Below are 21,915 nucleotides of genomic sequence, written 5' to 3'. Positions count from 1 at the left end.
GCTAGGCCCTTTTCTTACGGGCTGCGTCATCAGGCTGACTGATGTCGCTAAGCAAGCGAGTGGAGAGCAGGATACCGGTATGGATCTGTTGCAGATCGTCCACGCGGGATTCCTGCGTCAGACGCGTTATCGTCTGCGGATTATCAAAACGGAACTGGCACACCAGTTGATTCGTTTCCGCCAGTTTTACCATCTGCGGGAGGGTTAATCCACCCAGCATGGTTGCCATTTCTTCGTTAATACCCAGACGAAACATCGCGGACGCTTTGTCCTGACTAATTAAACGCTGCGCGAGCAGTAAATATGACAAATTGATGTCATAGATATGTTTTAGCAACTCGGATGTATGCATTGTTCCCATCCCGAATAACCAACTATTATTTTTATGCGGAAAGACCGCACCCCGTGATGTCGCCGGGAAATCACCCGGTATAAAAAAGAAAAGGCTAAATGCATAGTTGAATCTAGGTTTGTATTCATCCAAACGCGCAAGGGATGCAACGCGGTTACATCTCTTACAGGTTTTATCATTTCTTACAAATAACTAAGATTTTTCCTAATTCGACGCAAACTCTACTCGCCAGATTTGACACATACAATGCAGCCACCCTCAAATTTAAAAAAAATGTGATCCACGTCACACAATTTAAGTGAATGTTACCCATAAATCCATCAGTATGACTTCTAATTTGCTCATTTTTTAAGCAATCAGCACTGTTTTGTATTCTTAATCGACGAATACTCATGCATAAGCTTGAGAATAAGTGGCACGCAATGTGCTTTTACCCGTGCGTGCAGTATCAGCAATCGTTTACATCACGTATGCGTCAGGGACACATTTTGATTACTTCGATAAAACATAGAGTTATGCATTTCTGGCAATAAAATTGTTTCATTGCGTGATCATTCGAAATGCGTTTATAACTTGTTAGAATGATTTAATAGCGAAAGCGAAGATTTGTGTGACTTACGTTAAGTTGTTAATTTTTTTCATTTAGGCGCATTTATCAGTTATTCTTCTTATAAGAATAATTAATGAATAATTATGATAAGCTTCACACTAATGTCGTATTCAAGTCTTGCGAAACCAGGAAATTCGCGGTAATGGTGATGAAACGCTGTCTGTCAGACATCTAAGGAGTGCGCCATGAGTTACTCCCATCTTCTTGTTTCTGTTGCCGTTTCCCCCGAAAGCCACCAGCTTGTCGCCCGGGCCGTATCCATCGCCCGGCCGCATAATGCGCGCATCAGCCTCATTACCCTCGCGGCCGAGCCCGAGATGTACAATCAACTGGCGGCCCCGATGCTGGAAGATATTCGTGAGGTTTTGCAGGAGGAAACGCAGCAGTTTCTGCGAGAGCTTGTCGAAAAAGCAGAGTACCCCATTGATGAAACCGTTATTGCGACGGGGGAACTGAATGCCCATATTCTTGATATGTGCCGCAAGCAGAATATTGATTTAGTGATTTGCGGGAACCATAACCACAGCTTTATATCGAGGGCTACCTGCGCGGCAAAATCTATTATCGCCTCAAGCCAAGTTGACGTGCTGTTAGTGCCGCTTGGGGGGGCTTAACCCCCCCAGAGGAATATCAGGCGAGTTTAGGGAAGGTCGCGATCTTTTTTTGCAGATCGCCTTCGTGACTTTGCGGGGCTATTTCGCGTAGATCCTGAATAAAACGCGCCTGCCAGTGATTTATATCGTTATTCCGGATCGTCTCCATCATTTCGGCATGGCGGGAAATTCGCTCCGTCAGCGGCATGGTCAGCGCGCGGTTGAGGGCATTTGCCACATCATCCCGATCGTAAGGGTTAACGAGCAGCGCTGAGGTCAGTTCGTTCGCTGCCCCTGCAAACTGGGAAAGCACCAGCACGCCCGGATCCGCCGGGTCCTGAGCCGCCACGTACTCTTTTGCCACCAGGTTCATCCCGTCGCGCAGCGGCGTAACCAGGCCAACGTCGGCGTAGCGGAAAACCTTCATCAGGATCTTACGGTCAAAATGCTGATTCAGATAAAAGAGCGGCGTCCAGCCCAGCTGGCCGTAGCGCCCGTTGATGCGCCCCGCTTCTGTCTCCAGCTGATGACGAATATCCTGATAGGCCTGCACTTCCCCGCGCGACGTTGGCGCGATCTGGGTATAGCGGATTTTACCGTGGTGCTGAGGGTATTTATCCAGCAGCGTTTCATACGCCAGGAAGCGTTCCGGCAACCCTTTGGAATAATCCAGACGCTCTACCGAGAAGATATTCTTCACGTGCTTGAGTTCATTCTTAAGCTGGGCCAGCTTCGGCGGCAGCGGGCCCGAGGCCTGTTCCGCAATTTCGTCGGGTTCAATACCAATCGGATAGACCTCGGTATGGAAGGTTTTGCCCCACGCCGTATGGGTTTTGCCGCCGTTGGTTACCAGGCGCGTTTTGCCTGACACGGAGTCCAGGAACGCGAGACGGTCATTTTCGGTCTGGAAGCCCAGCAGGTCATAATCACACAGCGCCTCCAGCAGTTCTTCATGCGGCGGCAGCGCGGTGAAAATTTCCGGCGTCGGGAACGGAATGTGCAGGAAGAAGCCAATCCGGTTATTGACTCCCCTTTTACGCAGCTCTCTGGCGAAGGGGAGCAGATGATAATCGTGGATCCATAAAATATCGTCTTCCTCTATTAAAGGCAGCAGTTTATCCGCCAGCAGCGCGTTCACCCGCGAGTAGCCCTCGAAGGATTCACGCTGGAATTTCACCAGGTCAAGACGATAGTGAAACGCAGGCCACAGGACCGCGTTGGAGAACTGCGAGTAATACTCGTCATAGTCTTTCTCTTTGAGCGCAAATGATGCCCACGTAATGTTCCCGCGCGTCACCTTTTTAAGCGGTTTCTCTTGTTCATTGATTTCACCGCTCCAGCCAAACCACAGCCCGCCAGCAGCTTTTAAGGCACCTAATACCCCTACCGCCAGGCCACCTGCACTGGCTTTTTTATCATCAGGCGGTGCAATTCGGTTAGAGACGACGACTAAGCGACCCATAATGGTTTCCCCCTTTGTTTTGCGCTATTTGTTGTTGTTGCTGGTTAGCGATATCAGAAATCCACTGCCAGACGGCCTCGACATTCGCCAGACGCCATTCAGCGACAGTGTCACCAGGCCCTACCTTGACGGCGATCCCTCCGGCCTGTTTCACCACGCGAAAACCGGCCTCATCGGTCAGGTCATCGCCAAAAAATACCGGTGTACGTCCCTTAAATGGCGGTTCCGCCATAAACGCCGCAATAGCGGCCCCCTTATTGATGCCCTCAGGTTTTATCTCAACGACGCACTTCCCCGGCTGCAGCGCGAGCTGCGGATGTGCATCGGCCACGCTGCGGGCAATCGCAAAGATCGCCGCTTCGTGATGCGGAGCCTGCCGATAGTGCAAGGCGAACGCCATGCCTTTCGCTTCCAGTTCCGTGCCCGGGAGCGACGCCAGCGCCGAGGAGAGTTCAGTATGTAACGCCTGAATTAAGGTATCGGGGAGTGATACAACATGCAGTTGATCATGGATATCGCGGCGCTCCGCTCCGTGTACACCGGCCAGCGGAAAGTGGTAAGGACTGGCGAGCACGTCCAGCTCGGCCATTGAGCGCCCTGAAATCAATGCCAATGCGCCCTCGTTCAGTCGAGAGAGCTGCTGCAAATTCTCTAGCACCGTATCCGGTACGACCACGTCGTCAGGATGCGGCTGGATCCCGGCGAGCGTCCCGTCGAGGTCAAAAAAGAAAGCATATTTTCCGGGCAGTACAGGCGGTGCGGTTAACAAGTCAGCCACCCTAATCCTCCTTACGGTTTACGAGAGGTAAACGCCTTTACCTCTTTCATAGCCATGTAAGTATAGACAGTGTGATGGGCCTCGCCATTTGACAACCGCCCCGCCAGCAAAACTGGCGAGGCGGTTCAGAGGTCAACTATGGTTATTAGTTGAGCAATAAAAAGTCAGCGCTGGGGTTACGCGGTACGCTTCGCTTTTTGCTTGTAACGGTCGAAAATCACGGCTGCCAGCAGGATCAGGCCGCGCACGACGTACTGAGAGAACGGCGAAATATTCAACAGGTTCATGGCGTTTTCCACCGTGCCCAAAATCAGGATACCGGCCACCACATATGAGATTTTTCCGATGCCTCCCTTGAGGGAAACGCCCCCTAAAACGCACGCCGAGATGACGATCAGCTCATAACCGATAGACGTCATTGGCTGGCCGCTGGTCATACGCGACGCCAGAATAATCCCCGCCGCGGCGGAGACCAGCCCGGAGAGCACGAAGATAATAATCTTGGTGCGTACAACCGGCACCCCTGCCAGACGGGCCGCTTCTTCATTGCCGCCGATCGCCAGCGTATTACGGCCAAAGGTGGTGCGGTTCAGCAGGAAGCCGAACAGGATCAGGCAGGCCACGGTGAGCCAGATAGGCGCAGGCAGGCCCAGCCAGTTGGCGTAGCCCAGCGTAAAGAAGCGCTCGTCTTCAATCCCTACCGCTTTACCGTCGGAGATGATATAGGCCAGACCGCGGACTATCTGCATCGTTGCAAGCGTGGTAATCAGGGCATTAATCTTCAGGCGTGCGATAACAAAACCGTTCACCAGACCGCTGATCACGCCGAGCAACAGACCGGCAAAAACGCCAATCCACAGGCTTTCCGTCATGTTGATCACCACCGCCGTGGTGACGCCCGCGCAGGCGATAACCGAGGCCACCGACAGGTCGAAATCACCGGAGGCCAGACAGAAGAGCATGCCGCAGGCCACCATGCCGGACATGGAAATCGCCAGTCCCAGCCCTTTCATATTAATGAAGGTGGCAAAATTAGGGACGAAGATTGCACAGGCGATGAAGAGTGCGGCAAAGACCACCAGCATGCCGTACTGATCCCAGATACGTCCAAAACTAAAAGCCGACTTCGGCGCTCCGGATGTAGTAACAGAGGACATCATTAACTCCTTACTCAGGCGACAGCCTGGCTGACTTTAGGCATGGCGAGGTTCAACGCCTGTTGTTCATTCGCCTGTTCATGAAGTAATTCACCGGCGATTTCGCCTTCGCGCATCACTACAATGCGGTCAGCAACGCCAAGCACCTCAGGCAGATCGCTGGAGGCGAACAGCACCGCCACGCCGCGTTTTGCCAGTTCATATATCACGTTGTAAATCTCGTGTTTTGCGCCCACATCGATACCGCGCGTCGGCTCGTCCAGCAAAATGACCTTCATATCCTCCGACAGCCAGCGGCCTAAAATGGCCTTCTGCTGGTTTCCTCCTGACAGATTCATAATCAGCTGTTCCGGTCCCGGCGTTTTGATATTCAGCGAGCGAATATGATGGTCGGCGTTGCTCGACTCCCAGCCGTCGTTAATCAGGCAACCCGCGCGGATAAATTTACGCCGGGCGGAAATGTTGATGTTGTCGCGCACCGAATGCACCGGAATGATCCCCTCCGCCTTGCGGTCTTCCGGGCAGAGCATCATCCCGGCCCTGATGGCGTGAGCGGGTTTCTGGATATCCACCTGCTCGCCGTCAATGGAGACCTGCCCTGTGGTAATGCGTGTACCGCCGAACAGCCCTTTCATCAGCTCGCTGCGCCCCGCCCCAACAAGGCCAAACAGACCGACGATCTCACCGCTGCGTACGGATAACGAAACCGGCGTTCGCACGCCCGGCGCTTTGACGTTGTCCAGACGCAGGCGCTCGGGGCCGTACTCGCGTGGTTTCCAGTGATAGATATCGCCCAGATCGCGCCCGACCATCGCCTGAACAAGCTGGTCATGGTTAACCTGCTGCATATCGGTAAAGGTGCGCACATAGCGCCCATCCTTAAATACGGTGATGGCATCGCTCAGGGCAAATATCTCCTCCATGCGGTGCGACACGTACAAAATGGTGCGGCCTTCCTGCCGCAGCTCGCGGATCACGCGGAACAGGTTTTCGATTTCACGCGCGGAAAGCGAACTGGTAGGTTCATCAAAGGCAATAACCCTGGCGTTACGCGCCAGCGCCTTGGCAATTTCAACCATCTGCCACTGGCCGATGGAGAGGTATTTCAACGGGGTCTGGGGATCGACGTCCAGACCAAGATGCTTAAGCTGCAGCCCCGCTTCATAATTAAGTAGCGAACGATTCACCACGCCGCTTTTGTGCGGAAGCTGGCCTAAATAGATGTTTTCGGCCACGGTCATCTCAGGGATGAGGTGCAGTTCCTGATAGATAATGGCGACACCGGCGTTGAGCGCCGCCGTGGTATCGGCAAAGGCCACCTCTTCACCGCGAATGGCCAACGTGCCGGTTGTTGGCGCGTAGTTGCCGCTGAGGATTTTTAGCAGCGTGGATTTCCCCGCTCCGTTTTCCCCCATCAGGGCATGAACCTGGCCGGCATAGCAGTCGAAGCTGATATCGGTCAGCGCGTTAACACCGGGAAACGTTTTCCCGATGCCGCGAAAAGAGAGATACGGATTAGACTGTTGCATAACGACTCCGTGATTCCTGTAGTGTGTACGTCTGGCCCCCTACGGCGAGTAAGGGGCACAATCACAGCGTATTACTTACCGCCCAGTCCCTTTTTCGCCAGTTCCTCTTTGAAGTTGTCGCGGGTAATCAGCACCACGTCGGTCACTTCGGTAAATTTCGGCGGTTCAGCCCCTTTGGTTACCCAGTTGTAGAGCATTTCGCTGGATTTGTAGCCGTGAACGTCCGGGCTTGGCAGCAGAGAGCCGTAGAAGCCGGTGGCCTGAGCTTTGGACAGCTCGCTCACCGCATCCACGCCGTTGATGCCGATCCCGATAACGTCAGGCGCCTTGAAGCCCTGACCTTCCGTCGCGCGCACGCCGCCCAGCACGGTGTTGTCGTTCATGCCGACCACCAGCCAGTGCTTCACTTCCGGGTGCTGGACCAGCATAGAGTTCGCCGCGTCAAAGGCGCCCGGGATGTCGTTAGATTTGGTTGGCACTTTATAGATCTGTTTTTCAGGGAAGCCAGCCGCTTTCAGCGCGTCCATTGATCCGGTCGTACGACGTCGCGCCGTGTCCAGCTCGTCTGCGGTGATGGCCATGACGGCGGTCTCTTTCACATCCCAGCCGCGTTTCTGCATCTCTTTATAAAGCTCCTGCCCCTGACGTTCACCGATTTTGGTCGCCGCCATCATGACCAGCGGAACGCTGTCCATCGGTTTGCCTTTGGCGTTAACGAACTGATCGTCAACCGCAATAACCTTCATGTCGTAACCGCGGGCTTTCGCCGCAATTGCCGATCCGAGTTTTGGATCCGGAGTGCAGATAACAAAGCCTTTCGCGCCGCTGGCCGCCAGGCTGTCGATGGCGTTCAGGGTTTTTTCACCGTCCGGCACGGCGATTTTAATCACTTCAAAACCTAAATCTTTTCCGGCTTTATCAGCGAATTTCCATTCGGTCTGGAACCAGGGTTCTTCCGGCTGTTTTACCAAAAAACCGAGTTTTAAATTCTCAGCGATAGCGGATTGTGACATAACGGCAGCCAGACCGATGGCCGCCAGCGCTTTAGTAAATTTGTGCATGGTAAACTCCAGCTTTAGCATTCTTTTCTGTAGGGAAGATTTGCGTGCTTCTTATTTAATCGGACTTAAAACAAGGCATTAGCGCTTACCTCGTCATAAGCGTTATTGCTGGTGATAGTTTTAGCGGGAAATTAATCATCCATAAGAGAGCCCCATCACACCGCAGAATTACAGTAATTGCGTACATAAATTCAGCGAAAAATGACATAAAAAAGGCAGGAATTGTCTGACAAATGAAAGCAGGATAAGCAGAATTATCCATAAGATTAGCTAAGAAATCCCTGATGCCTTACGGCGGATGTCGCTGCAGCTCTCCCCTGACGGGGATCCATGCTTTTTATCAAAAAAACGAACGCGTCATGAAAAGGCGTTATTCCGCTAAAATTGACTTAGCGCAAATTCAGCAACGCATCATATATTTGAAATGAATAATCTGTATTTATTTTTCTTACAGAGCATTATTCCGGCTAAATGTTCACGAAAGTAAATCAGTATCCATCGAAAGACACTTAGCCTTTAATATCAACAGGTTAATAAAATTTCATTTGGTAGCTATATATTTGTATTTTTGTACTATATTAAACTTTGTAATGTATGGTAAACACAGCCCAATTAAGAGTTTTCTTAATCATAAGACAAAGGTATGCTTATTTATATCGAACACAGGAAGTGAATTTTCGATCGATTTTAGTCACTGCAAAAATTGCAATTCTGTTTTTCTTCGTATTTGCCTGGCTGTCAGGTTAAGCAGCGGACATCACGTCCCACAGTCTATAAGGATATGAGTATGGCTACCCAAACGATGATGCAAAAACTTAACGCGCAGATGAACCTTGAGTTCTACGCCTCGAACCTGCACCTTCACTTAAGTGCATGGTGTTCTGAAAAAAGTCTCACGGGCTCTGCCACGTTCTTTCGTTCACAGGCACAAAGCAACGTCACCCATATGATGCGCGTCTTTAACTTCCTGAAGGCCGCGGGGGCTAACCCGGTTGTTAAAGCCCTTGATGGGATCAATGAAAATTACTCTTCTCTGGAAGAACTGTTCCAGAAAACGCTGGAAGAGCATGAGCAGCGCTGTACGACGCTCAACAAGCTGGCCGATGAAGCCAGAGCACAGCATGACATCATCACTCTTAAATTTTTACGCGATATGGATAAAGAACAGCAGCAGGACGGTATGCTGCTGAAAACGCTGGCGGATGAGATCCACAATGCGCGCCAGGCCGGTTTACGCCCGGAGCAAGCCGACCGCCACCTGCTCGATCTTGTGACGGTGCAGCACCACTAAGCGTTTAACCTGCCTTGGCCCTGGTTCAGGGAGGCAGGTTCCTTCTTATCTCCCCAACCCTCTGCTTTTGCTGAAATTTAACAAATCAGATCTCGCTCTCAATGATTAACCTTACAAAATGTAATGATTTATTTAATTACATAATCATTGACGAGGGAAAAGCATGATCACCATTGAGTTTGTTGTCATTCTCCTCTGCCTGCTGACGGGAACACGTTTCGGCGGCATGGGGCTTGGGTTAATCAGCGGTATTGGCCTTTTTATTTTGTGTTTTGTCTTTGGGCTCCAGCCCGGCAAGCCTCCGGTTGACGTCATGTTAACCATTCTCGCGGTGATAGGCTGTGCCGCTACCCTGCAGACCGCGGGTGGCCTCAACGTCATGATGCAGTTTGCTGAACGCCTGCTGCGCAAACACCCGCAGCACATCACGCTTCTCGCCCCTTTTACCACCTGGATGCTGACCTTTCTGTGCGGCACCGGGCACGTGGTCTACACCATGTTCCCCATCATTGCGGATATCGCCCTGAAAAAAGGGATCCGCCCGGAACGCCCAATGGCGGTGGCATCGGTGGCATCCCAGATGGCGATCACCGCGTCTCCGGTTTCCGTCGCCGTTGTGTCGCTGGTCTCCATCCTGGCCGCACAGCATGGGATTGGGCACGCGTGGGGGATCCTGGAAATCCTCGCCGTATCGGTTCCCGCTTCGCTTTTCGGCGTCGCGATCGCGGCCCTGTGGAGTTTACGTCGGGGGAAAGATTTAGCTGATGACGGGGAGTTTCAGGAGAAACTGAAAGATCCCAAACAGCGCGAGTTTATCTATGGCGGCACGGAGACGTTAATGAACCAGCGTTTTCCGAAGCAGGCCTACTGGTCGACATGGATTTTCTTTGCCGGTATTGCGGTGGTAGTCCTGCTCGGGGCTTTCCCCGAACTGCGCCCGGCCTTCGAGTTGAAAGGTAAAATGACGGCCCTGTCGATGAACCTCGTCATTCAGATGATGATGCTCATCGCCGGTGCCGTGATGCTGATGGCCTGCAAGGTCAATGCCTCAGCCATCTCAAACGGTGCGGTATTCAAGGCCGGTATGGTGGCGATCTTCTCGGTGTTCGGGGTGGCGTGGATGAGCGATACCTTTTTCCAGGCGCATCTCGATGAGTTAAAGCTGGCACTGGAAGGGGTGGTGAAAAGCCATCCGTGGACGTATGCCATCGTGCTTTTCCTGGTGTCGAAGCTGGTAAACAGCCAGGCGGCGGCCCTGACGGCCGTGGCGCCGATGGGATTGATGTTGGGCATCGATCCAAAAATGCTGATCGCCTTCTTCCCGGCGTCCTACGGCTATTTTGTTCTGCCGACCTACCCGAGTGATTTAGCCTGCATCGGCTTTGACCGCTCGGGAACAACCCGCATCGGCAAATTCATCATTAACCACAGCTTTATTCTGCCCGGGCTAATTGGCGTGAGCTGCGCCTGCGCGGCGAGCTACCTGCTGGTCCAGACCTTCTTTTAACGTTTTCAACGGGCGACACACGCGGTCGCCCGTTCGCGTTTTAATGAGACTCGCCCTGCGGCGTAAAGCGCAGTTCAATCAGCGCGATGGCTTTCTGGATCGCGCGAAGCGTCACCGGGTCGGCAGCCGCGGGATGGCTGGCAAAATCGATGTTTTTCAGCTGCGTGGACATCTTCTCGCGCACTTCAACCGGTGCAATAACGTCCAGAACATCAAGAATTTGCTTGATAACCAGCTGACAGGCGACAACGTCAGAGACCAGTTCCTGATCGGCGCTCAGGTTTTGTGACATGGGGGTTTCTCCTTATTCAAAGGCCGCCATAGTATCAAAACGTGGCCCGTGACATCTGCCCTTCATTGCCGCAGGACACAAAAAAACCCGCCGAAGCAGGTTTTTTTTTATCAGAACATGGCGCCAGGCGGCACGTCTTTAAAAGTGCGGCAGTAATTGGCCCACATACTTTTCAGGATTTTGCGCAGTTTCATTGTGATGCTCCATTAACTTGTTATACAACTTTATTGTCAATGTGCCTATAATATGACCATCGTCACAAAAATCAATATTTTTGTGACACATATCACAATTTAAACTGCGCAGTGCGCATTAACCCACGATACTGCGAACAAAATCCTCGATCGCCTTATCCTGGCAATTTTCAAAGAAGCACTGCTGGAAACGCGGGCCGGAAACAGCGGTCTTCACCAGCTCAGGATCGATGGCGCGCAGCGAGTCAAGATAGTTATCTTTTACCACGGCCGCTTTTACCTGGTTCAGAATACCGGCGTTACGCACCTGCGGCTCTTTACGCTCTGGAGGATAACCTTCCCCTTTTCGGCCGGTAAACGCCTTTTCAAAGATAAAGCGAACGTTTAGCTCCGCTCCCCAGCCAAACCCTTTGGCAAAAGGCAGAGAGAGCGCATTGCCGTTATTGATTTGCGCGAAGAGAAACGCGTCTGCGGGATCGATGCAGTAGCCGCAAATCACGCCAGGGTGGATGTTTAACGACATCAGCGCCCCCTGCCCGGTGCCGCAGCCGGTGACCACAAAATCCACCGCTTTCGCATTCAGCAAAATGCTCGCCATAATACCCAGGTGGATGTAGGTCAGGTGATGATCGTTTTCGTCGCTCATACCCACGTTGTAAACCGGGAACCCTTTTTCATCGGCTACCGTTTTCAGCTCTTTTAATATGACTGGGTTTTTAGCCGCCTGGCTGTTTTCCATCATCAGTGCAATTTTCATCGTGTCTCTCCAGAATGCGCTGCGGGCGCTCCCCGCCATGGATACCTGTTCCCGTTCATTCTGGCATCAAATAAACAGACTTTCAAAGTAAATGAAATGGAGTTTTAAAAATCCAATGCACGCTCACAATTTTGTGAAGGGGAGGATCTACGTCGTCCGTTGCAAAGAGTGAGGGTAGATCGTCCGGCTATTCCTGGCATTGCAGCGGGCATCTGCGGGTACGATAACGTATTTCCATCCACTCAGAGCGAACCATGAAAAGAGCCATCGTAGCCGCTACAGTCCTGCTGCTCGCGGGATGCAGCGTTAAACGCCAGGCGGAAATCAGCAGCCTCGACGCGCCGAACGGCATTGTCCGCCTCGACTATGGCCAGGCCGTGCTGCAAAACGCCTGGTCCGATGAATATGTTAATAACGGTACCGCGGTAAAAGCCTGTCAGAACATGGGCTATGCCACCGCCTCTGCCTACGGGCAACCGGTCAAAACCTGTACCCTGACAAGCGGCTCTTTATGCCTGAACGAGAGCGTTACTATCCAGTATAAGTGCATGGGGTATGCCGTTAACCCTAAGGCAAATAATCCCTGGTATTAATCAAAGCTGCCAGCGTTTGCTGGCGCTTTATTTAACTAAGAACAAAAATAATTCGCATTAATAAAATAAATATCGCCAATGCGTTTTATTCCCATTCGTATTTTAAACGAACAAATATTTAATTTTACGTTTTGCAAATAATTAAATAACAAATTATAGTGTCGCTCATTATGAACCCGTAATAATAATCCGGAGCGCCACCATGCTGAAAACTGAAATGATCGACAAGCTCAATGCACAAATGAACCTTGAGCTCTATTCATCCCTTCTCTACCAGCAGATGAGCGCCTGGTGCAGCTATCACAGCTTTGAAGGTGCGGCCGCGTTTCTGCGTCGTCACGCCCAGGAAGAGATGACCCACATGCAGCGCCTGTTTGATTATCTGACCGATACGGGCAGCCTGCCGCGCATCGAGAACGTGGCATCGCCTTTTGCTGAATATAATTCTCTCGACGAACTGTTCCGCGCCACCTACGAGCACGAACAACTGATCACCCAGAAAATTAACGAACTGGTTCATGCGGCAATGATCGGCCAGGATTATCCAACCTTTAATTTCCTGCAGTGGTACGTTGCGGAACAACACGAAGAAGAGAAGCTGTTTAAATCCGTGCTGGATAAATTATCCCTGGTAGGTAAATCCGGCGAAGGACTTTACTTTATTGATAAAGAACTGTCGACTCTCGATACGCAGAATTAATATCAGCGCGGTGCCGGTTTCCGGCGCCGCGTTAATTTACCTTTCCCGTGCATTAAAACACGCATTTTATTCCCCGTACGCCTTATTTACGTCACGCCTGACCGTCGCGCCACTCAGGATGGGCAGTAGCGCAGTACGTAAACCTTTCATTACACGTCTTGTAACGGTGGTTTGACGAATTACCGCTTTTGCCTTACTCTGCGCCGCAGATTTTGTTGCGGTTAAGCGTCGTTGTAGAGGAAAGCGTGAAGAACAGAACCCTGGGAAGTATTTTTATCGTCGCCGGAACGACGATTGGCGCAGGAATGCTGGCAATGCCTCTGGCTGCCGCGGGAGTGGGATTTGGGATGACCCTGCTGCTGCTTGGCACGCTCTGGGCATTAATGTGCTATACCGCACTGCTGCTGCTTGAGGTTTACCAGCATGTGCCCGCCGATACCGGGCTGGGTTCGCTGGCGGCGCGCTACCTGGGACGCTACGGCCAGTGGATCACCGGCTTTAGCATGATGTTCCTGATGTATGCCCTCACGGCCGCGTATATCAGCGGTGCCGGGGAGCTAATCGCCTCCAGCGTCAACGACTGGTTTGGCTCTGACATTACCCCTGCAACGGGGGCTATCTTCTTTGCGCTTATTGGCGGCGGCGTGGTCTGCGTGGGCACATCGCTGGTCGATCTCTTTAACCGTTTTCTGTTCAGCGCCAAAATTCTGTTTCTGGTTGTCATGCTGGCGCTGCTGGCACCACACGTGCACAAGGTGAACCTGCTGACGCTGCCGCTGGAGCAAGGGCTGGCGCTTTCCGCCATCCCGGTCATTTTCACCTCGTTTGGCTTCCACGGCAGCGTGCCGAGCATCGTCAGCTATATGAACGGTGATGTCCGCAAGCTGCGTCGTGTGTTTGTTATCGGCAGCGCCATTCCGCTGATCGCCTACATTTTCTGGCAGCTGGTGACGCTGGGTAGCATTGACTCTTCAACCTTCGTCGGGCTGATGGCGCAGCACGCTGGCCTGAACGGTTTTCTGTTGTCGCTGCGCGAGGTGGTCACCTCGCCGCACGTGGAGCTGGCGGTTCACCTGTTTGCCGACCTGGCGCTCGCGACCTCGTTCCTGGGCGTAGCGCTCGGCCTGTTCGATTACCTGGCCGACCTGTTCCAGCGTCGCAATACTGCCGCCGGGCGGTTACAGACCGGAGCCATTACCTTCCTGCCGCCGCTGGCGTTTGCGCTGTTTTACCCTCGCGGGTTTGTGATGGCGCTGGGCTACGCGGGGGTGGCGCTCTCTGTCCTGGCCCTGCTGCTCCCTTCCCTGCTGGCGTGGAAAAGCCGTCAGCAGCATCCTCAGCAAGGATATCGCGTCGCGGGAGGAAAACCGCTGCTGTGCGTTGTGTTTGGCTGCGGGGTAATGATTATTCTGGTGCAGGTGTTGATTGCCGCCGGGATGCTGCCGGAAGTGGGTTAAAGATAAAAGGGGCTATCATCAGCCCCTTTTTTTATCAGTGCAGGCAGCAGCTCTTAAACTTCTTCCCGCTGCCGCAAGGACACGGATCGTTACGCCCCACTTTCGTGCCGTTCACGACAGGCTTCTTCGCTTCCGGCTGCTGCGGGTTCTCCACCCAGTAGTTGTATAAGCGCAGGGCCGCAGGCTGGATGCTCTCGATGCTGGCGATATACTCCTCTTCGGACAGTTCATCCAGCTTCTCGCTGTTCTCTTCCGTTCCGTGCAGGGCAATCACGTCGAGATCGGCCTTCAGGGCTTCCGGCAAGGCTGACCAGTCCGTCAGCGCCACGCCACGCATATAGCCATAGCACCACTCTTCGACCACGGTGTAACTCTCACCGTCAACGTCGTTATAGCCGAACAGCGGCTCAAACTGATCCGGATATTCACTCAGGCGCTCGGCAATGTCGTTCATATGCTTAAAGCAGAGATCGATAAAACGGTTCATCTCGCGATCGTTTTTCCAGCGCGGGATGTACTTCTCCCCGCCCCACACCGCCACCAGCCAGGCATCTGGCTCAACGACAACAGGGCCGGAAAGCACTGCAGTAAGCATGCCGTCCAGTTCGGACACGTCAATCACGGACGCATCGTCATGACCGTAAGACATTAATGTCTCTTCCAGCCACGCCATTTCGCTTTCATTTAATGGACCTTCCGTCATCGCGGACACTCCTGATAAAAAAGGAAAGGATCCTACCACAGATCGCACGCCTGCCCTGGCTGAAGTTTAGGTCTTTATTGCTGCAAAAGTGTGCAAATCGTGACCGTTGCACAACTTATGGGCTTTATTGTTAACGATGTGTGATCTCCGCTGTAAATTCTTCTCCTGGCTCAGGGCGGGATAAAGCGACGCTCTATACTCAAACATGTCATAACCTCGTCAAGGGGTTAACCATTCTGGCAACGTTTTTGCTTGCTGTTCTTCGCGCGACGCTGCGCATGGAAACCTCGCCGTATCACGCAGGATGCCGTTCGTTTAGTGCATTTTGTTCTTGCTCGTGTTTTTGGATTGGCTGCGCCCTGGGCGTTCAGGCTTACGCCGTGGTGCAAAAACCTCTTTGCTAAGGAACATAATAATGTCGCTGAAATTTATCAAAACGCCTGTTTCTCTTGTGCTGGCCGGTTGTCTGGTAACGGCATTTTCCGCCCGGGCAGATATCGTGATCGGTGTCGCCGGACCGTTCACGGGCCCTAATGCCACCTACGGCGATCAGTACTGGCACGGCGCAACGCAGGCCGCCGAAGACATTAACGCCGCAGGCGGTATTAACGGTGAGAAGATCAAACTGGTTCAGGGGGATGACGCCTGCGAGCCTAAGCAGGCGGTGGCCGTCGCCAACCGCTTAGTCGACCAGGATAAGGTCAACGCCGTGGTCGGCCATTTCTGCTCCTCTTCCACCATGCCCGCCTCCGAGGTGTATAGCGACGCGGGCATCATCGCTATTACTCCCGGCTCAACTAACCCGCAGATCACCGAACGCGGCATGAGCGACATGTTCCGCATGTGCGGCCGCGACGACCAGCAGGGTCAGGTCGCCAGCGACTTCATCATCGACAAGCTAAAAGCCAAACGCGTGGTCATCATTCACGATAAAGACACCTATGGACAAGGGCTGGCAGACGCCACCAAAGCGGCGCTGGCGAAGCGCGGGGTCAAGGATGTGATGTATGAAGGTTTATCCCGCGGTGAAAAAGACTTTAACGCGCTGGTGACGAAGATCGGCGCGCAAAAACCGGACGTGGTGTTCTTCGGTGGCTGTCACCCGGAAGCTGGCCCGCTGGTTCGCCAGATGCGTGAACAGGGGGTGCAGGCGAAATTCTTCTCCGGCGACTGCATTGTCAACGAAGAGATGGTGACGGCAGCGGGCGGCCCGCAATATACCAACGGCATTTACATGACCTTTGGTAAAGATCCGCGCCTGATCCCGGACGGTAAAGCGGTTATCGACAAATTCCGCGCCGGTAAATTCGAGCCGGAAGGTTATACCCTCTACTCCTATGCCTCCGTACAGGCCATTGCCGCAGCCTTCAAGGCCACCGGCGGCAAGGATTCCGCGAAAGCCAGCGAGTGGCTGAAAGCCAATTCCGTCGACACGGTGATGGGCAAAAAAGCCTGGGACAGCAAAGGCGACCTGAAAGTGTCTGACTACGTGGTTTACCAGTGGGACGACAAGGGAAAATATAAGGAAGTGCAGTAACGGGACGGAGTCACGCTCAACGTCGGCGGGCTTGCCCCGCCGGCGCGTAATAAACATCAGGCTGCGCGCCTCGCGCAGCCTATAAAACGAGCGCGCTAAGATGAGTACATTCTTCCTGCAGCAGTTAGTCAATGGCTTAACGCTGGGCTCCGTCTACGGCCTGATCGCCATCGGCTACACCATGGTGTACGGCATTATCGGGATGATCAATTTCGCCCACGGCGAAGTGTATATGATTTCCGCCTATCTCTGCGCCATTGGTCTGGCGCTGCTCTCTTTCTTCGGACTTGAGTCCTTCCCCCTGCTGATTCTGGGTACGCTGGTATTCACCATCGCGGTAACTGGCGTGTACGGCTGGACTATCGAGCGTATCGCCTACAGGCCGCTGCGCAACTCCACGCGCCTGGCGCCGCTTATCTCCGCCATCGGGATGTCGCTTATCCTGCAAAACTACGCCCAGCTGAGCCAGGGCCCGCGCCAGCAAGGGGTGCCGACCATGCTCGACGGCGTGATTCGACTGCATCTTGGCGACGGGTTCGTGCAGATAACCTACACCAAAGTGTTTATTCTGCTCGCCTCGTTTGCCGGCATGCTGTTGCTTACGTGGATAATCAACCATACCCGGCTGGGGCGGATGTGCCGCGCGGTACAGCAGGATCGCAAAATGGCCTCTATTCTGGGGATCAACACCGACCGGATTATCTCCCTGGTCTTTGTTATCGGCGCGGCGATGGCCGGCCTGGCGGGCGTACTCATCACCATGAATTACGGCACCTTTGATTTCTACGTCGGGTTTGTGATTGGCATTAAGGCCTTTACGGCGGCGGTGCTCGGCGGTATCGGTTCCCTGCCCGGCGCCATGCTCGGTGGCCTAATCCTTGGCGTCGCAGAAGCCCAGTTCTCGGGCATGGTGAACTCGGACTATAAAGATGTCTTCTCGTTTGGCCTGCTGGTCATGATCCTGATTTTCCGGCCCCAGGGTCTGCTCGGGCGCCCGGTTGTGGCCAAAGTGTGAGGAAGAGAATGATGACATCGCACGGTTTTTCTCTAAAGCGCTGCGTTCTGGACGCGATTTTTTCCGGGCTGATTGCGCTGATTATCTTCGGCCCGATTGCTGGCGTGGTGCTGGACGGGTACAGCTTTAACTTTGCCGGACAACGGCTGGCCTGGATGGTCGGCATTGTAATGCTGGGGCGTTTTCTCTTGAGCGCTTTTTTGGGTACCGCCGCGGGCGCTCGTTTCCAGGCGCGCTTCGAAGCCGATAACGCGGGCGTCTATGTTAGGTCTCCGGACTACAAAAGCCGCATGCGCTGGATTATTCCTCTGGTGATTGCGCTTGCGGTTTGCTTCCCGTTTGTCGCCACCAAGTATGTGCTGACCGTCGCCATTCTCGGGCTGATCTACGTGCTTCTCGGTCTGGGGCTGAACATCGTCGTGGGGCTGGCCGGCCTGCTGGACCTGGGGTACGTCGCCTTCTACGCGATTGGCGCGTACGGTCTGGCGCTGGGGTATCAGTATCTGGGGTTAGGCTTCTGGAGCATGCTGCCGCTAGCGGCAATCATGGCCGCCGCCGCCGGTGCCCTGCTCGGCTTTCCGGTACTGCGCATGCACGGCGACTATCTGGCGATCGTCACCCTCGGGTTCGGGGAGATCATTCGCCTGATCCTGAACAACTGGCTGACCTTCACGGGGGGGCCAAACGGCGTGTCAGCCCCTCCCCCCACCTTTTTCGGCCTGGAATTTGGACGACGCGCGAAAGAAGGCGGCGTGCCTTTTCACGAGTTTTTCCATCTGACCTACAACCCGAACATGAAGTTTATTTTTATCTACGCGGTACTGTTTCTGGTTGTGATGCTGGTGCTCTACGTCAAACACCGCCTGACGCGGATGCCGATTGGCCGGGCGTGGGAAGCCCTGCGAGAAGACGAAATTGCCTGCCGCTCGATGGGGTTGAATCACGTCCTGGTGAAGCTCTCCGCCTTTACGCTGGGCGCGTCGACCGCGGGGATTGCTGGGGTGTTCTTCGCAACCTATCAGGGGTTTGTGAATCCGACCTCCTTTACCTTCTTTGAATCCGCGCTGATCCTCGCCATCGTGGTGCTGGGCGGCATGGGCTCTACCCTTGGCGTGGTGCTGGCCGCCTTCGTGCTGACGGTAACGCCGGAGCTGCTGCGCAGTTTTGCGGAGTACCGCGTCCTGCTGTTTGGCATGCTGATGGTGGTGATGATGATCTGGCGTCCACGCGGCCTGATCCGCATTAACCGCAGCGGGTTTGCCGTGCGTAAGGGCGTGGCGCCATGAACGGGACGATATTGCGCGTGGAACATTTGATGATGCACTTCGGTGGGATTAAGGCGCTTAACGACGTTAATCTGGACGTGCAGCGCAGCTCCATTACCGCCCTTATCGGGCCAAACGGAGCGGGAAAAACAACCGTGTTTAACTGCCTGACGGGTTTCTATAAGGCCTCCGGCGGCAATATTTTATTTTCTACCCGCACTAAAACGACCAACGTTATTCAGGTCCTCGGACAAAAATTCCAGCCGGGCGACTGGATTAACCCCGCGCAGTTCGGGCAGCGCCTGTTCTACAAAATGTTTGGCGGAACGCACCTGGTAAACCGCGCCGGGCTGGCGCGCACCTTTCAGAACATCCGCCTTTTTCGCGAGATGTCTGTCGTGGAAAACCTGCTGGTCGCGCAGCATATGCGCGTTAACCGCAATCTGCTCGCCGGGATCTTAAACACGCCGGCATATCGGCGGGCGGAAAGCGATGCCCTGGACAGGGCCTTCTACTGGCTGGAGGTGGTGGACCTGGTGGAGTGCGCCAATCGCCTGGCGGGAGAGATGTCGTACGGGCAGCAGCGGCGTCTGGAGATCGCGCGGGCAATGTGTACCGGGCCCGAGATGATCTGTCTGGATGAGCCCGCCGCCGGGCTTAACCCGGTCGAAACGCATAAGCTGAGCAGCATTATTCGTTTCCTGCGCGATCGTCATGACATCACGGTCTTACTCATTGAGCATGATATGGGGATGGTGATGGAGATTTCGGACGACATTATCGTGCTCGACCACGGCGATGTTATTGCCAGAGGGAAACCCGAACAGATCCAGCATGATGAAAAAGTGATTGCTGCCTACCTGGGTACGGACGAAAGCGAGGTGTCCCTATGACCGAACCGCTGCTGGCATTTCGCGAGGTGGATGTGTTCTACGGTGCCATTCAGGCGCTGAAGCAGGTCTCCCTGGAGGTCAATAAAGGTGAGACCGTGGCGCTGATTGGCGCGAACGGCGCGGGTAAATCGACATTGCTGATGTCTATCTTTGGCCAGCCGCGCATCCGGAGCGGGCAGATTCTGTTCAGTGGTGACGACATCAGCCATCAATCCACCCACTACGTCGCCTCCGGCGGCATTGCGCAGGCGCCTGAAGGCCGGCGTGTCTTCCCGGATATGACCGTCGAAGAGAACCTGCTGATGGGAACCATCCCCATCGGCAACCGGTTTGCGGCTGAAGATATGCAAACCATGTTCGACCTGTTCCCTCGCCTCAAGGAGAGGCGCAAGCAGCGCGCGATGACCATGTCCGGCGGGGAACAGCAGATGCTGGCGATCGCCCGGGCGCTGATGAGCCGTCCCAGGCTGCTGTTGCTGGATGAACCGAGCCTGGGCTTAGCGCCGATAGTGGTGAAACAGATCTTCCAGACGCTGCGCGAGCTGGCCCGCAACGGCATGACCATTTTTCTGGTGGAGCAGAACGCGCACCATGCGTTGAAGCTTTCCGACCGCGGATATGTGATGGTTAACGGGCAGATCCGGTTGAGCGGCAGCGGCGAGGAGCTGCTGGGAAATCAGGAGGTGAGGAAGGCGTATTTGGGTGGGGTGTGATTTGATACCTAAGGAACCATTAGAACTATTTTCATATAAATAACAATGAGATATTCACGAAAAGTATAGCACGCAATGCCTTGAAAGGGCCTGGATTTGTTGTTTTATTAGTCTCTGACAATAACGTCAAACTCACTGAAAAGGAGCGTTCAGAATGGCTATACCCGCATATTTATGGCTCAAAGATGATGGAGGGGCGAATATTACAGGTTCTGTAGATGTTCAGCACCGTGAAGGTAGCATTGAGGTTTTATCGTTTGGCCATGGTTTACACATTCCAACCGATGGCAATACGGGGAAACTAACCGGTACCCGCGTCCACTCCCCACTAACAATCGAAAAAGAGTTTGATTCATCCTCTCCTTACCTTTACCGGGCTGTAGCAACTGGCCAGACCCTAAAGTCAGCTGAAATCAAATGGTACCGTATCAACGATGCAGGGCAGGAAGTTGAGTATTTCAATATGCTATTAGAAAATGTGAAAATCGTAGGGATAACGCCTGTAATGCATAACGTAAAAAATCCCTCAATGGAAAAACACAATCACCTTCAGGCGATAGAACTGCGTTATGAGAGAATCACATGGAAGCACTGTGACGGGAATATCCAGTTTACTGACGGCTGGAATATTCGGGTTACAGCATGATTATTGCGCGCTATGCATTGAATGGCTTACCGTCATCTATTCTTACCGTTCCGGGGGTAGGAAACTTTCCGGCATTCTCAGGCCAACTCTATGGCAGAAACAATCCGACTATGGCAAGCAAACCAGAAATCGGGCCGATCCCGCCTGGACGTTACTTCATCGTGAACCGACAGAGCGGAGGCAGGCTCGGAGGACTTAGTGATTTTGCCCTGAAAAATATTTATGGCACCGATCGCTCAAAATGGTTTGCCTTATACAAAGATGACTGGCAGATAGATGATCAAGTATTTGTTGAAGGTGTCCGGCGTGGCCATTTCCGCCTCCATCCGATAGGACCAAGAGGGTTAAGCGAAGGCTGTATAACCCTTCTTCATCTGAGTGACTTTGATTACTTGTACGAAGCTATTATGAAAACAACTATGATGCCAGTACCTTGCACGAGCTTTAAAGCTTACGGGACAATAACAGTAACATGAGGACTTTTATAGAAATCACCTTCAGCCTTGCAATCGGTCTTATCAGTTTTCTTTTATACACGCGCTGGCTTTTTATTTTGATACCTGCCGAATGGGCTTATGCAATGATGGATCATTTCGGCACATACGGGATAGAAGAACTGGAGGATACGTTAGTCGATATCGCCTCTTTGTTTGGATTGCTTCCGGCAATTCTTACAGGTTTGTTAGTAAGAAAAATAGTAAAAAGAATGTGATTTATGAGCCTTCAGTCTTAGCCTCAAGGTATTTTTGATTCAGAAACGCAAAACCCCTAATCGTTGGATACCCAACTTTCGGGGTTCACTTCATTTCG

The 21,915-nt window shown here is 53.2% G+C and carries 24 protein-coding genes; 14 read left to right on the top strand and 10 right to left on the bottom strand.

The annotated features are described in order from the left end of the window. Position 1 precedes the first annotated feature (1 nt). Entirely contained in the window at positions 2-352 is a 351-nt protein-coding gene (gene flhD, locus IM294_RS15625; protein ID WP_028013654.1) for a flagellar transcriptional regulator FlhD, read from the bottom strand. 795 nt (positions 353-1,147) lie between these two features. Here flhD and uspC point away from each other — a divergent pair. Next, a complete protein-coding gene (gene uspC, locus IM294_RS15620; protein WP_047362802.1) occupies positions 1,148-1,576 on the top strand; it encodes a universal stress protein UspC in 429 nt (142 codons plus the stop codon). Between the two features lie 16 nt (positions 1,577-1,592). Here the strand turns inward: uspC and otsA are convergent, their stop codons facing one another. The 5 genes from otsA to araF form a co-directional block, all read right to left on the bottom strand. Beyond that, positions 1,593-3,017 (bottom strand): alpha,alpha-trehalose-phosphate synthase, encoded by a 1,425-nt coding sequence (otsA, locus tag IM294_RS15615; protein ID WP_028013656.1) that lies wholly within the window; start codon positions 3,015-3,017, stop codon positions 1,593-1,595. Continuing rightward, positions 2,992-3,795: a trehalose-phosphatase gene (gene otsB / locus IM294_RS15610; protein ID WP_028013657.1), complete on the bottom strand. Its 804-nt coding sequence runs from the start codon at positions 3,793-3,795 to the stop codon at positions 2,992-2,994. The genes otsA and otsB overlap by 26 nt, the downstream gene beginning before the upstream one ends. A gap of 176 nt (positions 3,796-3,971) precedes the next feature. Next, positions 3,972-4,952 (bottom strand): arabinose ABC transporter permease AraH, encoded by a 981-nt coding sequence (gene araH / locus IM294_RS15605; protein ID WP_126818498.1) that lies wholly within the window; start codon positions 4,950-4,952, stop codon positions 3,972-3,974. 14 nt (positions 4,953-4,966) lie between these two features. Continuing rightward, positions 4,967-6,481: an L-arabinose ABC transporter ATP-binding protein AraG gene (gene araG / locus IM294_RS15600; protein WP_126818459.1), complete on the bottom strand. Its 1,515-nt coding sequence runs from the start codon at positions 6,479-6,481 to the stop codon at positions 4,967-4,969. Between the two features lie 71 nt (positions 6,482-6,552). After that, the gene (araF, locus tag IM294_RS15595) at positions 6,553-7,542 is read right to left on the bottom strand and encodes an arabinose ABC transporter substrate-binding protein AraF (protein WP_008500409.1); all 990 of its coding nucleotides are present in this window, start codon (positions 7,540-7,542) and stop codon (positions 6,553-6,555) included. 787 nt (positions 7,543-8,329) lie between these two features. Here araF and IM294_RS15590 point away from each other — a divergent pair. Further along, complete coding sequence (locus IM294_RS15590) at positions 8,330-8,833, top strand: non-heme ferritin-like protein (protein WP_028013660.1); 504 nt, start codon at positions 8,330-8,332, stop codon at positions 8,831-8,833. 163 nt (positions 8,834-8,996) lie between these two features. After that, positions 8,997-10,340 (top strand): anaerobic C4-dicarboxylate transporter, encoded by a 1,344-nt coding sequence (locus IM294_RS15585; RefSeq protein WP_028013661.1) that lies wholly within the window; start codon positions 8,997-8,999, stop codon positions 10,338-10,340. Between the two features lie 40 nt (positions 10,341-10,380). Here IM294_RS15585 and IM294_RS15580 read toward each other — a convergent pair whose 3' ends face one another. From IM294_RS15580 to IM294_RS15570, 3 genes are all read right to left on the bottom strand, one after another. Then, entirely contained in the window at positions 10,381-10,632 is a 252-nt protein-coding gene (locus tag IM294_RS15580; RefSeq protein ID WP_008500405.1) for a DUF2766 family protein, read from the bottom strand. A gap of 110 nt (positions 10,633-10,742) precedes the next feature. Next, positions 10,743-10,826 carry a stress response protein AzuC gene (azuC, locus tag IM294_RS15575; RefSeq protein WP_014884364.1) on the bottom strand — a complete coding sequence of 28 codons (84 nt, stop codon included), beginning with the start codon at positions 10,824-10,826 and terminating at the stop codon, positions 10,743-10,745. A gap of 118 nt (positions 10,827-10,944) precedes the next feature. Beyond that, on the bottom strand, positions 10,945-11,583 hold the full coding sequence (locus IM294_RS15570) for an RpiB/LacA/LacB family sugar-phosphate isomerase (protein WP_028013662.1): 639 nt from the start codon (positions 11,581-11,583) through the stop codon (positions 10,945-10,947). Between the two features lie 254 nt (positions 11,584-11,837). Here IM294_RS15570 and yecR point away from each other — a divergent pair, with 254 nt between their 5' ends. The 3 genes from yecR to tyrP all read left to right on the top strand — a co-directional run bounded on the left by yecR (position 11,838) and on the right by tyrP (position 14,333). Further along, positions 11,838-12,176, top strand: a complete 339-nt coding sequence (gene yecR / locus IM294_RS15565) for a YecR family lipoprotein (protein WP_041909409.1) — start codon at positions 11,838-11,840, stop codon at positions 12,174-12,176. 202 nt (positions 12,177-12,378) lie between these two features. Next, positions 12,379-12,876 carry a non-heme ferritin gene (ftnA, locus tag IM294_RS15560; protein ID WP_028013664.1) on the top strand — a complete coding sequence of 166 codons (498 nt, stop codon included), beginning with the start codon at positions 12,379-12,381 and terminating at the stop codon, positions 12,874-12,876. A 245-nt stretch (positions 12,877-13,121) separates the two neighbouring features. Beyond that, the gene (gene tyrP / locus IM294_RS15555) at positions 13,122-14,333 is read left to right on the top strand and encodes a tyrosine transporter TyrP (protein WP_041909407.1); all 1,212 of its coding nucleotides are present in this window, start codon (positions 13,122-13,124) and stop codon (positions 14,331-14,333) included. A 34-nt stretch (positions 14,334-14,367) separates the two neighbouring features. Here tyrP and IM294_RS15550 read toward each other — a convergent pair whose 3' ends face one another. Beyond that, positions 14,368-15,036: a YecA family protein gene (locus IM294_RS15550; protein WP_028013666.1), complete on the bottom strand. Its 669-nt coding sequence runs from the start codon at positions 15,034-15,036 to the stop codon at positions 14,368-14,370. A gap of 415 nt (positions 15,037-15,451) precedes the next feature. Between IM294_RS15550 and IM294_RS15545 the strand changes: the two genes are divergently transcribed. The 8 genes from IM294_RS15545 (at position 15,452) to IM294_RS15510 (ending at position 21,817) form a co-directional block, all read left to right on the top strand. Continuing rightward, positions 15,452-16,573: a branched-chain amino acid ABC transporter substrate-binding protein gene (locus IM294_RS15545; protein WP_028013667.1), complete on the top strand. Its 1,122-nt coding sequence runs from the start codon at positions 15,452-15,454 to the stop codon at positions 16,571-16,573. A 100-nt stretch (positions 16,574-16,673) separates the two neighbouring features. Continuing rightward, a complete protein-coding gene (locus IM294_RS15540) occupies positions 16,674-17,588 on the top strand; it encodes a branched-chain amino acid ABC transporter permease (RefSeq protein ID WP_048959822.1) in 915 nt (304 codons plus the stop codon). A gap of 11 nt (positions 17,589-17,599) precedes the next feature. After that, the gene (gene livM / locus IM294_RS15535) at positions 17,600-18,874 is read left to right on the top strand and encodes a high-affinity branched-chain amino acid ABC transporter permease LivM (RefSeq protein ID WP_049001199.1); all 1,275 of its coding nucleotides are present in this window, start codon (positions 17,600-17,602) and stop codon (positions 18,872-18,874) included. Then, positions 18,871-19,746: an ATP-binding cassette domain-containing protein gene (locus IM294_RS15530; RefSeq protein WP_126818458.1), complete on the top strand. Its 876-nt coding sequence runs from the start codon at positions 18,871-18,873 to the stop codon at positions 19,744-19,746. The genes livM and IM294_RS15530 overlap by 4 nt, the downstream gene beginning before the upstream one ends. Continuing rightward, positions 19,743-20,459, top strand: a complete 717-nt coding sequence (locus IM294_RS15525) for an ABC transporter ATP-binding protein (RefSeq protein WP_126818457.1) — start codon at positions 19,743-19,745, stop codon at positions 20,457-20,459. The genes IM294_RS15530 and IM294_RS15525 overlap by 4 nt, the downstream gene beginning before the upstream one ends. Positions 20,460-20,613: 154 nt before the next feature. Further along, on the top strand, positions 20,614-21,105 hold the full coding sequence (locus IM294_RS15520; RefSeq protein ID WP_126818456.1) for an Hcp family type VI secretion system effector: 492 nt from the start codon (positions 20,614-20,616) through the stop codon (positions 21,103-21,105). Continuing rightward, on the top strand, positions 21,102-21,581 hold the full coding sequence (locus IM294_RS15515) for a DUF2778 domain-containing protein (protein WP_047367833.1): 480 nt from the start codon (positions 21,102-21,104) through the stop codon (positions 21,579-21,581). The genes IM294_RS15520 and IM294_RS15515 overlap by 4 nt, the downstream gene beginning before the upstream one ends. Next, positions 21,578-21,817, top strand: a complete 240-nt coding sequence (locus IM294_RS15510) for a hypothetical protein (protein WP_041909397.1) — start codon at positions 21,578-21,580, stop codon at positions 21,815-21,817. The genes IM294_RS15515 and IM294_RS15510 overlap by 4 nt, the downstream gene beginning before the upstream one ends. Positions 21,818-21,915: the final 98 nt, after the last annotated feature.

It is taken from the genome of Enterobacter cloacae complex sp. P43RS (assembly GCF_014930585.1).
In the GTDB taxonomy this organism is placed as follows: domain Bacteria; phylum Pseudomonadota; class Gammaproteobacteria; order Enterobacterales; family Enterobacteriaceae; genus Enterobacter; species Enterobacter bugandensis.
The sequence above is the reverse complement of the archived record's forward strand: the minus strand, read 5'-3'. Positions and strand labels throughout refer to the sequence as shown.